We start from the raw sequence: 13,276 nt of genomic DNA on the forward strand, positions 1-13,276 counted from the left end.
GCCCGGGACCACCCAACCCGTCCTACTTCAGGTACGGCCCATCGCTCCCGATCTTCCCGGGACCGTTCAGCACGTACACCCGGAGGTTGCCCTTGCCGGGAGCCGTCACGGACAGCGTGCCGTTCGAGACGGTCTTCACCTCACCGGTGACGGCGTCCGTGTAGGTGCCGTTCGGGATGCCGGTGTACGTCGCGGCGCCGGTGACCGTGACGAGCGCGAAGCTGTCCGTCGAGCCGCTGGTGTAGCGGCGCTTGAAGGCCATCGAGCCGCTGATGCCGTCGGTGGAGTACTGGCCCATCTGCAGGGCGGGGATCGCCCGGCGGATCTGGTTGAGCCGCTGGACGTGCTTGACCAGTGGCTGGGCCAGCGTCGTGGCGACCTGGCCGCTCGCCGAGTCGGCCTTGCCGAACTCGGAGGCCATGACGGTTCCGGCGAGCTGGTCGCCGTAGTAGGCGCGGCCGGTGGACGCCAGCGGGCAGGTCGGACCGCAGTCGATCTGCTTGCCGGCCTGGAACTCGGTCTCCGAGCCGTAGTAGAGGGTCGGGATACCGCGGAAGGTCCACATCAGCGCCATGTTCTCGGCCCACGCCTCGGTGCCGCCGCTGTAGCGGGTGCTCGATTTGTTGGGGCCGTAGTCGTGGCTGTCGACGTAGACGACGTTGTACGTGGCGTCGTTGACGCTGTCGTCGGAGTCCTTGCCGTTGTTGTAGGCGTTCTGCGCGTCACCGAAGTTCATGTGCATACGCATGTCGATGATGTTCATCCCGGAGAACTGGCTGCGGTCCGGCGTGTGGTAGCTGTTGCCGCTCAGGAAGGCGTTGGTGGATGTCGGCTGGTTGCCGGTGCCGAGGTTGTTCTCGTAGTTGAACTGCTCGATGGCCGCGGTCTCGTCGTCGGCGCTGTACTCCTTGCGTTCCTTCCAGGTGTAGAACTGCGCGGAGTGGTTGACCGAGCCGCGGTTCCACTTGTCGTTGACGAAGGCGGCGACCTCGCCGAAGACGAAGAAGTTCTGCGCGGCGGTCGTACCGAACTTCTGGGTGACCCGGTCGTAGATGGCGGGCAGGAAACGGCGGTTCCAGGTGACGCGCGGGATGTGTACGGCGGTGTCGACGCGGAAGCCGTCGACGCCCATGTCGATGTACTTGTCGTAGGCGCCGATCAGGTAGTTCTGGACCGCGGTGTTCTCGGTGTTGAAGTCGGCCAGGTCCTCGTGCAGCCAGCAGGAACGCGCGTCCTCGCCCTCCCAGTTCCCGATCCAGCACTGGTGGTAGTACGCCTTCGGGAACATGCCCGAAGTGGGGCTGGGCCACTGGCAGTTGTAGAGCGTGTAGCCCTCGGAGCTCTTGCCGCCCGTTGCCTTGCCCCAGTTGACGCAGGTGTTCCCCGAGGGTTCGGCGGTGGACCAGAGGTCGCCGTTGTAGTACGACTTCCCGGACTTGGGGTCGACGGTCAGGCCGTCGTACTCGAAGCCCTCGTTCTTCTCGTCGTAGTACCAGCTCCACTCGGAGTCGCGGACGCCGTAGACGGTCGGGGTGAACAGGCCCTTGGCGCCCCAGCGGGAGCTGTGGTTGTAGACCACGTCCTGGTAGATCTTCATGCCCTTGGCGTGCGCCGCGTTGATCAGGTCCTGGTAGGAGGCGCCGGCGGACTCCAGACGGGGGTCGACCTTGTAGAAGTCGTAGCCGTGATAGCCGTGGTAGTCGTAGTCCGAGCGGTTGAGGACGACCGGGGTGACCCAGACCGCCGAGAAACCGAGCGCCTTGATGTAGTCGAGCTTGTCGACCAGGCCCTTGAAGTCGCCGCGGAACATGGGGTCGTTGTTGGCCGCGTTCCCGGACTTGACGTGCTGGCTGCCGCCGCGGTTGTTGGAGCTGTCGCCGTCGTAGAAGCGGGCGGTGAGGACGAAGTAGATCGGGTCCTTGCGCGGGTCGGTGCCCAGCGGGGTGCCGGAGGCCGGTTCGGGCGCCTCGTCGCCGGTCGTAGCGGTGGCCTCGGCGGAGGCGGGCGAGGTGTTGCCGGCCGCGTCGACGGCCTTCACGGTGTACGTGTAGCCGGTCTGCTCCTCAAGTCCCGTGTCGGAGTACACCGTTGAGCCCACATCGGTGACGACCGTGCCCTTGGTGCCGCCCGTGCGCGTGATCTGATACTTCGTCACCGCCGTGTTGTCGGTGGACGCCTCCCAGGAGATCACGATGGAGGTGTCGGTGGCGCTCGCGGTGACCTTGGTGGGCGCGGTCGGCGCCTCGGTGTCCGGATCCTCGGCGGCGCACGGGTCCTCGGCGTCCGTGGTGACCGTCCTGTCCTGCACGGTCGTGGTGCCGGTGGGGAGGGTGTAGTCGGCGCTGTTGTTGTTGTCCCAGACGCCGTTGCCGTTGTTGAAGGCGGCCTTCAGTGAGGTCGCGGTACCGATGTCGAGGGTCCTTTTCCACCAGCCGGTGCAGGCCGTCTCCATGCCGATGCCGGGGACCGTCGTCCAGGAGCCGCCGGTGGGCGCGTAGTGGATGTTGGCGGTGGTCCAGCCGGAGGTGGCGGTCGAGTAGTAGACGGTCGCCTCGTTGCCCTCGACCGGTTCGGTGCCGGCGCACGGGTCGCTGTGGGCGATCACGCCGTCCTTGACGGTGATGTCGCCAGTGCCCAGCGCGTAGTTGGCGCCGCCGTTGTTGTCCCAGGTGCCGCTGCCGTTGTTGAAGGTGGCCTGCAGACCGGCGGCCGAGCCGAGGTCGACGGTCTTCTTCACCCAGTCCGTGCAGGCCGTCTCCATCTGCGTGCCGGGCACTGTGGTCCAGGAGCCGCCGTCCGGTGCGTAGTGGAGGTAGGTGGACGGCCAGTTCTTGGTCTTCGTGTAGTAGAAGACGGTCGCGGTGTTCGTCGCCTCGGCCGCCGTGCTGCCCATGGGCGGGGAGCCGACGTCCGGCGGGATCCCTGCGACCAGCAGGGTCGCCGCCGCGAGCGCCACGATCGGGAACGGGGACGTGCGTCTCATGAGCGACTCCAATGCGGCCCGGCGGGTGGGGAGTTGCACTGCAAGAAGAACCGGAAAGTTCCTGAAATCTCTTGCAGCGCGGAAGCTACAGGGACATGACAGGCACGTAAAGGGATCGCACAAGGTTGGGGGCGCAGGGTGAGAATCGACCAGTAGTGGTGACCGGCGCCCACGCGCGGGCCGCGCACCCGCGCCTAGCGTGGCCGCATGCCGATGCAACCCTGGTTCTCCGATGCCAAGCTGGGCATCTTCATCCACTACGGCGTCTACGCCGTGGACGGATGGGCCGAGTCCTGGTCCTTCTACACGGGCGAGGTCACGCACGAGCAGTACATGAAACAGCTCGGCCGCTTCACCGCTTCGCGTTACGACCCGTCGGCCTGGGCCGAGCTGTTCGCCCGCGTCGGCGCGAAGTACGCGGTACTGACCACCAAGCACCACGACGGCGTCGCCCTGTGGGACACCGGCCACCGGAACCTGGACGTGGTCCAGGACACACCGGCCGGCCGGGACCTGGTCACCGGCTTCGTCGACGCCCTGCGCGAGCGTGACCTCAAGGTCGGCCTCTACTACTCGCACTCCGACTGGAACCACCCCGACTACCCGAGCATCCGGCACGTCGGGCCGGGCGAGACCCCCAGCCCCTTCTCGCATGCCGAGCCGGGCAAGGAGGACCCGGCGGCCTGGGAGCGCTACCTCGCCTACCGCGACGGCCAGGTCGGTGAACTCGTCGACCGCTTCCGCCCCGACCTGCTCTGGTTCGACGGTGAGTGGGAGCGTACGGAGGAGCAGTGGCGGATGCGGGAGCTGGCCGAGCTGATCCTCGCGGGCAACCCGGACGCGATTCTCAACGCCCGCATGCTCAGTCACGGCGACTACGCGACCCCCGAGCAGGGCGTCCCGCTGCAGGCCCCGGACGGCCCCTGGGAGCTGTGCCTGACGATCAACGACTCATGGAGCTACCGACCCACGGACCACGACTACAAGTCGGTACGCCAGCTGGTGCGCTACTTCACCGAGACGATCGGCATGGGCGGCAACCTGCTGCTCGACGTCGGTCCCATGGAGGACGGGACGATCCCGGCGGAACAGGTCGAACGCCTGGAGGGCCTGGGCGCGTGGATCTCGCGGCACGCCGACGCCGTGTACGGGACGGTCGCCGGGCTGCCGCCCGGCCACCACTACGGCCCCAGCACCCTGTCCGCCGACCGTCGCACGCTGTATCTGACGTGCTTCGACGTACCGCGCGAGGCGGTGTCCGTCCGTGGGCTGCGCAATTCGGTACGCCGGGTGACCGTCCTTGGCACGGGCACCGAACTGGGTCACCGCATCACCGGTGGCCTGGACGCGGTACCCGGCGTGACCTGGGTCGACGCTCCCGCCGCGGCCGACCTCGACGAGTACGCCACCGTGCTGGCCGTCGAACTGGACGGTGAGCTGGACCTCTACCGGGGTGCCGGGCGCGACTGACGGAGGAACTCGTCGAGCGCGTGCGCGTCGGGCGCGGTGGCGGGCCCGGACCGGGTGACCGCCATCGCTGCGGCCGCGTTGGCGCGGCGGGCTGCATCGAACGGGGGCAGCCCGTTGGCCAGCGCGGCCATGAAGACGCCGGTGTGCGCGTCGCCCGCGCCGTTGAGGTCGACGGCCCGGACGGTGTGGCCGGGGATCGCGGAGAGCGTGCCTTCGTGGTGCAGGATGCAGCCGTCCGGACCGGTACGGATCAGGGCCGAGCCGCGCTTCAGACGTGCCCCGACGGCCACGGCCGCGGCGGACGGGTCGTCGATTCCGGTGAGAAGCAGGGCCTCCCGGGCGTTGCAGGTCCACCAGTCGGCGCGCGCCAGGAACAACTCCAGGGCGGCCGTGGGGATTTCGTCCACCAGCGGCCCAGGGTCGACGATCACGGTGACGCTCGGGTCGAGTTGGGGCACCCATTGGGTGAGGGCGCCACGGTTGGCTTCGTGCAACAGGCTGTATCCGGAGACGTAGACGAAGTCGTCCGGTCCTGGCCGCAGTTCGGTGAGATCGTCGACGGTCAGCGTGGCCTCGGCGCCAGGGCTCGTGACGAAGGTGCGCTCGCCCTCGGCGTCGACGAGGCAGACGACGAAGCCGGTGTCGAGGTCCGGGCGGGGCGCCGACAGGACGTCGATGCCCTCCGTGCGGAGCGCGCTCCGGGCCCGGTCGCCGAACGGGCCTGCGCCGTGGGCTCCCGCATAGGTGACGGGCAGGCCCTGGCGGGCGGCCGCCGCCAGGACGTTGAATCCGCCGCCCGGCGTCCGCTCGGTGCGGGTGGCGAGGACGTCGCCGCCGCGTTCGGGCAGGGCGGGAACCTCCAGGACGAGGTCCATGACCACATTGCCGAGGTGCAGGAGCCGGGTCACGGCCGCCCCCGGAGGGTCAGGAGCGCGGCGGCGGTCGCGTCCAGGTCCAGCTGCGGATTCACTCGTACCAAGGTCTCCCGCGCCTCGGCCGGGAAGGCGTCCACTCCGTGGCAGGCGCCGCCGACGGCACCCGCGATCGCGGCGATGGTGTCGCAGTCCCCGCCGACGGACGCGCCGAGCAGCACCGCCTGCCACGGGTCGTCCGGGCAGGCCGCCAGGACGGCGAACGCGGCGGGCACGGACTCCTGGGTCGCGAGACTGGTGCCCACCAACGCGTAGACACGGTCGCAGACTTGGGCCGCGTCGAGACCTCGTACCAGCTCGGTGGCCCACACGATCCGCTCGGCCACATCGGCCGCGGCCACCCAGTGGCCACGGCCCGCCGCCGACCGGGCTGCCCGCACGGCGACTTCGACCGCCTCCGGAACCGACGCACCGTCAAGTCCCGCGCTGACCGCGGCGGCCACGGCCGCCGCACCCGCGAGCGCGACCCCCGTGTTGTGGGTCAGCCTGCTGGCCTCCACGACCCGGTCCACCAGCGCGACCGGATCCGTCGAGGCCACACTGATCCCCACGGGTGCGATCCGCATCGCCGCGCCGTTGGTGGTGCCGTACCGCCCGACCTCGTCCACGGGCGTGCCCGCCAGGACCTCTTCCACAGCGCGCTTGGTGGAGGGGCCGAGCAGGTCCAGCGAGCCACGGGCCCGCATGTCGTCCTCCCAGGCCACCAGGCGCCGGGCCAGCTCCGCCGGGTCGACGCTTCCCTTGCCGTCGAGCAGCAACCGGGCGAGCAGGAGGGCCTGTTCGGTGTCGTCGGTGATCGCCCCGGCCGGCATACCTGCAGCCAGCGGGTGGTCGGAGGCTGCGGGGTGGAAGCCGGTCAGCAGCGGTCCGTACAGGTCGACGATCTGCGGGCGCGACAGCATCTGGGTCGGCATGCCGAGAGCGTCACCGAGGGCGAGCCCGTACAGGGCTCCGGCGGCGCGGTTCTGGAGGGTCATGGGTACTTTCCGTAGGGAGTCGGCCGGGGCGAGGGGTCAGCCGAACTCGAGGGACAGCTGGAAGTGGTCGGGGTCCAGGAGGCTCATGACGTGTTCGACGAAGGCGCCGTCGACCGCGCGGCTCGTGCGCCGTGTGTCGAGGAACCAGTCGCCCGGTTCACGGCGCAGCACCTCCGCCTCCCGGGCGTCGATCCGCCGCCCGGCCAGCCGCTGTTCGCCGTGGTCGGGGCGCAGTCCGGCGCGCCGCAATACCTCGGTGAGGGAGACTTCGCCGAGGCCCTGGGCCGGCAGTTCCCTGACTCCGGGAACGGGCGGCAGACAGCTGCGTTCGTACGAGATCACCGAGCCGTCCGCGACGAGTTCTCTGATCCGCTCGACCCGTATGAACGTCGGTGTGTCCAGGGCGAGTCGACTGGCGAGCTCCTTGTCCTGGACCTCCCGTACGGCGAGGGTCCGCACGCGTGTGTCGATGCCCTGGTCGGCCAGGGCGTGCGCCCAGCCGAGCCGGTCGTCGAGCGGGCGGCCGTCGAAGAGCACGTACGAACCCTTGCCGGTGCGGGTGGCGATCAGGCCCGCGTCGTTCAGTTCGGCGAGGGCGGCCCGCACCGTGGTGCGGCTGACGCCGAAGCGCTGGGCCAGGGCGTGTTCGCCCGGCAGCTGCTCCCCCGTCGGCCGGTCCCCGGCGCGGATCTCCTTGGCGAGCACTTCGGTGATCTGCTGGTGCTTGAGGCGGACTCCGGTCATGCCGCACCCCCGGCGAGCACCTCGTCGACGGTGACGACCCGGATCAACGGCCGGTACAGGTCCATCACATGGAGGGCCTTGGCGTGCGAGTCGTCGTCGACGCCCGCGCAGGCGTCGGCCACCACCAGCACCTCCACTCCGGCGTCGGCGGCGGCGAGGGCGGTGGACAGGACGCAGCAGTCGGTGCTGACTCCGGCCAGCACCATCCGGCCCTCGGTGCCGACACGTGCGGCGAGTTCGGGCGTCCACTTGCCGAAGGTGGTGGCGTTCACCAAGTGCCGTGCCTGTTCGGCGAATTCGTCCGTCAGCTCCCACAGCCGGGCGTCGGGTGGCTGCAGCGCGAAGGGCCACTGGTCGTAGTACGCGCGCCAGGCGCCGACGGGTTTCTCGGGCGCGATGAAGCGGGTGAAGGTGACGTGGTCGCCGAAGGCCGGCAGCAATCGGCGTACGCCTTCGGCGGCTTCGTCGAAACGGGGCGTCGCCCAGGGGCTGTCCGGCTCGGCGAAGACGCGCTGCATGTCGATGACGGTGAGCCGACCGTGTACCTGTTCGTCACTCATACTGCGCTGAGCACCTCCTCGCTGGGTTCCTGCCGCTCCTGGGTGCCCACCCGGCCGCGGCCGAGGGCCAGCGTGCCGAGGAATCCGACGGCGAGGGCGAGCAGGACGCCCAGGTTGGCGTAGGCCCAGTTGCCCGTCTTGCCGCCGAGTCCGAACGGGTCGAGCAGGTAGCCCTGCCACTCCAGCCAGCTCGCGGCCGAGTTGGTGACCAGGCCCCAGCCGAGCGCGGTGGCGGCAAGGGTGAGCAGCAGCGGCTGGAGCGGGATGTCGCCGTACCGGCCGCCGGTGCGGAACAGGTCGCGCTCGTCGTAGTCACGGCGACGCATCACCAGGTCGGCCAGCATGACCCCGCACCAGGCCGCGACGGGGACGCCCAGCGTGGTGAGGAAGCCGATGAACTGGCCCAGGAAGTTGTCGCTGAAGAAGACGATGTAGATCGAGCCCGCGATCATCAGAACTCCGTCGACGAGCGCCGCCAGATAGCGCGGCACGCGCAGACCGGCGGAGAGCAGCGCCAGGCCGGACGAGTAGATGTCCAGGACCGCGCCGCCGACCATGCCGAGCACGGCGACAACGGCGAAGGGGATCAGGAACCACGTGGGCAGGATGGTGGTCAGCGCGCCGATCGGGTCGATGGCGATGGCCTGGCTGAGGTCCTCGGAGGAGCCCGCGAGGAGCAGGCCGAAGAGCAGCAGGAGCAGGGGCGCCACCGAGCCGCCGAAGGTGGTCCAGCCGATCACGCCGCGGCTGGAGGAACCGCGCGGCAGATAGCGGGAGTAGTCGGCGGCGGCGTTGACCCAGCCGAGTCCGAAGCCGGTCATCATGAAGACCATCGCACCGACGAATTCCGCCGTGGAGCCCGCCGGTACGGCGCTGACGGTGCTCCAGTGGATGTGGTCGGCGACCAGCGCGATGTAGACGACCGTGAGCACCCCGGTGACCACGGTGATCACCGTCTGCAGGCGCATGATGACGTCGAAGCCCATCACGCCCCCGACCACGATCAGCGCGCCGACCACGAGCAGGGCGACCACCTTGGTCTCCGTGCCGCCGCCCCAGCCGAGCCGCGAGAAGACGGTCGCGGTGGCCATCGTGGCGAGCGAGCAGAGCACGGTCTCCCAGCCCACGGTCAGCACCCAGGAGATCACCGAGGGCAGCCGGTTCCCACGTACGCCGTAGGCGGCGCGGCTGAGCACCATGGTCGGCGCGGATCCGCGCTTGCCCGCCACGGCGACGAAGCCGCAGAGCAGGAAGGAGAACACGATGCCGATCGATCCGGCGATCAGCGCCTGCCAGAAGGAGATGCCGAAGCCGAGCGCGAACGCGCCGTAACTCAGGCCGAGAGCCCCGACGTTGGCTCCGAACCAGGGCCAGAACAGTGTCCGTGGAGTGCCCTTCCGTTCGGCGTCGCCGATCACGTCGAGGCCGTGTGTCTCCACTTGGAGCTGTCGGCCCGCGGATCTGTTGTCGCGGGATTCGCGGGTGTCAGGGGATTCCGTCATCGTCGACCTACCTGTCTAGACGTGTTCAGTGGAGGTTAGGTCGGCCGCCCGGAGGCGTCAAGAGGCGCGAGCCAACGGGAAACCTGCCCGCGGACGTTCCACTCCACGGTGAGAAGCTGTGCCGAAACCGGCGTACTGAAGGTGGAGGGGCACCAAGCCACCGAGCCCTTCCTTACCGGAGGTACCTCACCCGTGACCATCACCAAGGCGGTCCCGCCCCCGGTCGAGCACCGCGACGCGGGCGATCGGCAGGGCCGGCGGGGCTGGCACCTGAGCTCCCCGCTCGTCCTGACCATGCTGCTGCTCCTGCTGGTCACCCTGCAGGGTCCGATCCGGCAGGCGCTGTCCGCGCCGGTGATGCAGAGCTGGACGACCGTGTTCGTCGCGGTGATCATCCAGGCCCTGCCCTTCCTCGTCCTCGGTGTGCTCCTGTCGGCGGTCATCGCGGTGTTCGTCCCGCCCTCGTTCTTCGCCCGCGCCCTGCCGAGCCGGCCCGCCCTCGCGGTGCCGGTCGCCGGGATGGCCGGGGCGGTCCTGCCCGGCTGCGAGTGCGCCTCCGTGCCGGTGGCCGGGGCGCTGGTGCGCCGGGGCGTCACACCCGCGGCGGCGCTGGCGTTCCTGCTGTCCGCGCCGGCGATCAACCCGATCGTGCTCACCGCCACGGCGGTCGCGTTCCCGCGCAACCCGGAGATGGTCCTCGCCCGGTTCGTGGCAAGCCTCCTCGTGGCGTGCGCCATGGGCTGGCTGTGGCAGCGACTGGGACGCGCGGACTGGCTGCGCCCGCCGGCCCGCCCGGCACACGACGGCCTCGGCAGGGGCGCCGCGTTCTGGGGGTCCGTACGGCACGACGTGATGCACGCGGGCGGCTTCCTCGTCGTCGGCGCGATGGCCGCGGCCACGCTCAAGGCCGTCGTACCGGAGAGCTGGCTGCAAGCCGCGGCGGGCAACTTCCTGGTGTCGGTACTCGCCCTGGCGGTCCTCGCGGTCCTGCTGTCGATCTGCTCCGAGGCCGACGCGTTCGTGGTCGCCTCGCTGTCGCAGTTCTCGCTCACCGCCCGGCTTGCGTTCCTCGTCGTCGGGCCGATGATCGACCTGAAGCTGTTCGCCATGCAGGTCGGCACCTTCGGCCGCGGGTTCGCGCTGCGGTTCGCCCCCGCCACCTTCACCCTGGCGATCCTCATGTCGCTCCTCGTCGGGGCGGTGCTCCTGTGAACCGGCAGGCGCAGGCCGCGGTCCTGTTCCTCGTCGGCGCGGCGATTCTCAAGGCCGGCTCCAGCGACCTCTATCTGCGGTACGTCAAGGCCGGGCTGCGCCCGTTGCTGCTGGGGGCCGGCGTCGTTCTGATCGTCACGGCCGCCGCGACGGTGTGGTACGAACTGCGGCGGGGGCGCGCACCCGAACAGGACCATGACGACGAAGGACACGGCCACTCCCACCGCGAACCCCGCATCGCCTGGCTCCTGGTCCTCCCCCTTCTCGCCCTCATCCTGGTCGCCCCTCCCGCCCTGGGCTCCTACAGCGCGATGCGCACCGGTACGGCGTTGCAAGCCCCCTTCGGCTACGCCGCACTGCCCGCCGGCGACCCGATTCCGCTCAGCCTGGTCGACTACGCCGGCCGCGCGGCCTACGACCACGGGCGCACCCTCGGCGACCGCCGGGTCAAGGTCACCGGCTTCGTCGCCCTGGACCACGACGGCACTCCCTACCTCGTCCGCATGGCCCTCAACTGCTGCGCAGCCGACGCCCAACCGGTCAAGATCGGCCTGACCGGACGGATTCCCCCCGTCCTGCAACCCGACGCCTGGCTCGAGGTCACCGGTACCTACACCAGCAAGCGCACCAAGGACCCGGTCAACGACGGTGTCATCCCCTTCATCAAGGTCGGCGAGGCCAAGCCGGTCCCGACCCCACGCGACCCGTACGACGAGAGCTGGAACACCTGAGCGCTTCCCCGGGGAGCGGCGGTCCGACCCGCCGTTCCATGGGGAGTTCCCCGATGCCGCACGGCGGAGGACAGGGCTAAGCAGGGAGCAGCCCGTTTTCTCCCCAGCCTCGCCTTCGGGATGGTGCTCATGGACACCCACGGTTTCAACGAGGACATGTACGAGCGGGTGCAGGCCGCCCGGCAGCAGCATGACGACGCGGCAGCCGACCGATACACCGACGCGCTCCCGCAACGTGAGGAAGTCGAGCGGCTGGCCGGGCAGGGGGTGTCACTGCCGGACACCGAACCCCAGCTCCAGGCCCGCGCGGAGCACCTGATCAGCGGGGGCGCGCTGCCCATGGAGACGGTGATGTCGCTCGTCTCGCAGGAAGGGCCGGGACGGCGGCTCCTGGAGCGAATCATCGGTGCCTCCAAGGACCTCCAGGCGGTCAACTTCCTCTCGCGCGGCTCGCGTGCCGCAGCGACCGTGGGCCGCATCTCGGTGTCCGACAACGGCCGCGTGCTGCCGCTGGGAACGGGGTTCCTCGTCTCCCCGGATCTGCTGATGACCAATCACCATGTGCTGCCGGACGCGGACATGGCCGCGCAGGTCGTCGTGGAGTTCGCCGCCGAGACCGGAATCGACAACGCCCCGGCGCAGCCGGCCCTGTACCGGCTGGTCGCGGACTTCGGTCCCCTCACCGACGCAGGCCTCGACTTCTCCCTCGTGCGTGTCGCGGCGGGGGACGACGGGCGCCCGCCGGGGGCGCAGTTCGGCTGGAACCGGCTCATCGAGGCGCAGGGAAAACTGGTGATCGGCGAGTCCGTCAACATCGTGGGGCACCCGAGCGGCCGGCTCAAGGAGATCGCCATCCGCCGCAACGAACTGCGGGTCCAGCTCGACGACTTCCTGCACTACGACACGGACACCGAGCCCGGGAACTCCGGTTCACCCGTGTTCAACGATCAGTGGGAAGTGGTGGCGCTGCATCATGCCGGCGTGCCCCGCAGGGACGCCCAGGGCAGGGAACTGCGGCGCGACGGCACCCTCGTACAGCCCGGTGACCCGGACGACCTGGTGGACTGGGCCGCCAACGAGGGCGCCCGGGTCAGCCGCATCGTGGCGAGCCTGCGTGCCTCACTGGCCGGGACCGCACGCGAGCAGGTGCTCGGGGACCTGGGCCTGCTCCCCGCCACCGCACCCACGGCCGTGCCCGCCACCGAGGCACTCAGGGCGGGAGCCGCCGCGGCCGCTCCGCTGCGCCGTGGACTCAGGGGCCGCACGGGGGCGTTCGCGGGGCGCAGCACGTTGCTGTTCCTGCATGGGCGAGGCCAGGAGAAGGCGGATCCCGAGAACATGCGTCGCTCCTGGACTGCAGGGCTCAACCGGGGACTCACCCTCGCCGGTCTGCCGACGGTGGATCCGGTCGACGTATGGCTCCCGTTCTACGGCAACCGCACCGCCGGTACGTCGGGCCGCGAGGCCCTGCTCGGTGACGAGTCGACGCTCGGGTACGCCTCGGCCGCCCCGCCGGTCGACCCCACGGCCCGGGTGCTGTACGAGCAACTGGTCCGCGAGGCCGCGGTGAAGGCCGGTATGCCGGAGGAACTGCTCACGGCACAGGAGGGGTTCAGCCTGCCCGGCGGCGCGTCCGGCGTGCTGCGACGCTCGTTGGCCTGGCTGGCCGCACGCACGGATCTGGACGCCTTGTTCGTGTCGGCCGTTCTGGGCGACGTGGCCCGCTACCTCGACAACCGGGAGACCCGGCAGGCGGTCCTTGACGCCGTGCTGGAGAGCGTGCCCGACTCGGGCGGACTGACCATCGTCGCGCACAGCCTCGGAACCGTTGTGGCCATGGATCTCCTGACGCGGCTGGACACCGCGGTCGACGTACGGCTCCTCGTCACGGCCGGCAGTCCGCTCGGTCTCGACACCGTGTACGAGCGGCTGCTCGACCCGAAGCTGCGGCGTCCGGAGCGGGTGGGCCGCTGGGACAACGTCTGGTGCCCGGCCGACCCGGTCACGATCGGATGCCCGCTCCGTCCTCGGTGGGGTACCGACATCCAGGAGTCCGTCGTCACGAACCCGCGCGAGCAGGCGCACGACGTCGATGAGTACCTGGCGCATCCAGAGGTGGCCCGGGCGGTGGTGCGGGGACTGCGCCCGTGACTTCTTCCGCCAAC

The 13,276-nt window shown here is 70.1% G+C and carries 10 protein-coding genes; 4 read left to right on the plus strand and 6 right to left on the minus strand.

From position 1 onward, the window contains the following. Window positions 1-22 precede the first annotated feature (22 nt). Window positions 23-2,893 (minus strand): carbohydrate binding domain-containing protein, encoded by a 2,871-nt coding sequence (locus tag OG219_RS05745; protein ID WP_266836010.1) that lies wholly within the window; start codon window positions 2,891-2,893, stop codon window positions 23-25. 297 nt (window positions 2,894-3,190) lie between these two features. Between OG219_RS05745 and OG219_RS05750 the strand changes: the two genes are divergently transcribed. Further along, the gene (locus tag OG219_RS05750; protein ID WP_266823517.1) at window positions 3,191-4,453 is read left to right on the plus strand and encodes an alpha-L-fucosidase; all 1,263 of its coding nucleotides are present in this window, start codon (window positions 3,191-3,193) and stop codon (window positions 4,451-4,453) included. Here OG219_RS05750 and OG219_RS05755 read toward each other — a convergent pair. The 5 genes from OG219_RS05755 to OG219_RS05775 are packed head-to-tail and all read right to left on the minus strand — an operon-like array spanning window position 4,429 to window position 9,168. Further along, window positions 4,429-5,361, minus strand: coding sequence for a PfkB family carbohydrate kinase (locus tag OG219_RS05755; RefSeq protein WP_266823519.1), 933 nt, complete (start codon window positions 5,359-5,361; stop codon window positions 4,429-4,431). The two genes, OG219_RS05750 and OG219_RS05755, sit on opposite strands and share 25 nt — an antisense overlap. Next, window positions 5,358-6,362, minus strand: coding sequence for an ADP-ribosylglycohydrolase family protein (locus OG219_RS05760; protein ID WP_266823521.1), 1,005 nt, complete (start codon window positions 6,360-6,362; stop codon window positions 5,358-5,360). The genes OG219_RS05755 and OG219_RS05760 overlap by 4 nt, the downstream gene beginning before the upstream one ends. A 36-nt stretch (window positions 6,363-6,398) precedes the next feature. After that, a complete protein-coding gene (locus OG219_RS05765; protein ID WP_266823523.1) occupies window positions 6,399-7,106 on the minus strand; it encodes a GntR family transcriptional regulator in 708 nt (235 codons plus the stop codon). Continuing rightward, window positions 7,103-7,666, minus strand: a complete 564-nt coding sequence (locus tag OG219_RS05770) for a cysteine hydrolase family protein (RefSeq protein WP_266823525.1) — start codon at window positions 7,664-7,666, stop codon at window positions 7,103-7,105. The genes OG219_RS05765 and OG219_RS05770 overlap by 4 nt, the downstream gene beginning before the upstream one ends. Next, entirely contained in the window at window positions 7,663-9,168 is a 1,506-nt protein-coding gene (locus OG219_RS05775) for a cytosine permease (protein WP_266823527.1), read from the minus strand. The genes OG219_RS05770 and OG219_RS05775 overlap by 4 nt, the downstream gene beginning before the upstream one ends. A 192-nt stretch (window positions 9,169-9,360) precedes the next feature. Here OG219_RS05775 and OG219_RS05780 point away from each other — a divergent pair, with 192 nt between their 5' ends. From OG219_RS05780 to OG219_RS05790, 3 genes are all read left to right on the plus strand, one after another. Beyond that, window positions 9,361-10,380: a permease gene (locus OG219_RS05780; protein WP_266823529.1), complete on the plus strand. Its 1,020-nt coding sequence runs from the start codon at window positions 9,361-9,363 to the stop codon at window positions 10,378-10,380. Further along, window positions 10,377-11,111 carry a TIGR03943 family protein gene (locus tag OG219_RS05785; protein ID WP_266823531.1) on the plus strand — a complete coding sequence of 245 codons (735 nt, stop codon included), beginning with the start codon at window positions 10,377-10,379 and terminating at the stop codon, window positions 11,109-11,111. Before OG219_RS05780 ends, OG219_RS05785 begins: the two co-directional genes overlap by 4 nt. A 129-nt stretch (window positions 11,112-11,240) precedes the next feature. Next, a complete protein-coding gene (locus tag OG219_RS05790; protein ID WP_266823533.1) occupies window positions 11,241-13,262 on the plus strand; it encodes a serine protease in 2,022 nt (673 codons plus the stop codon). The last annotated feature ends 14 nt before the right edge of the window (window positions 13,263-13,276 follow it).

The organism is Streptomyces sp. NBC_00038 (genome assembly GCF_026343635.1).
Lineage (GTDB): Bacteria > Actinomycetota > Actinomycetes > Streptomycetales > Streptomycetaceae > Streptomyces.

Bases quoted from the DNA above. Each gene is read 5' to 3' on its own strand.
- OG219_RS05745 (WP_266836010.1), bottom strand. From the start codon at position 2,893: ATGGGCAGCACGGCGGCCGAGGCGACGAACACCGCGACCGTCTTCTAC.
- OG219_RS05750 (WP_266823517.1), top strand. From the start codon at position 3,191: ATGCCGATGCAACCCTGGTTCTCCGATGCCAAGCTGGGCATCTTCATC.
- OG219_RS05760 (WP_266823521.1), bottom strand. From the start codon at position 6,362: ATGACCCTCCAGAACCGCGCCGCCGGAGCCCTGTACGGGCTCGCCCTC.
- OG219_RS05765 (WP_266823523.1), bottom strand. From the start codon at position 7,106: ATGACCGGAGTCCGCCTCAAGCACCAGCAGATCACCGAAGTGCTCGCC.
- OG219_RS05770 (WP_266823525.1), bottom strand. From the start codon at position 7,666: ATGAGTGACGAACAGGTACACGGTCGGCTCACCGTCATCGACATGCAG.
- OG219_RS05775 (WP_266823527.1), bottom strand. From the start codon at position 9,168: ATGACGGAATCCCCTGACACCCGCGAATCCCGCGACAACAGATCCGCG.
- OG219_RS05790 (WP_266823533.1), top strand. From the start codon at position 11,241: ATGGACACCCACGGTTTCAACGAGGACATGTACGAGCGGGTGCAGGCC.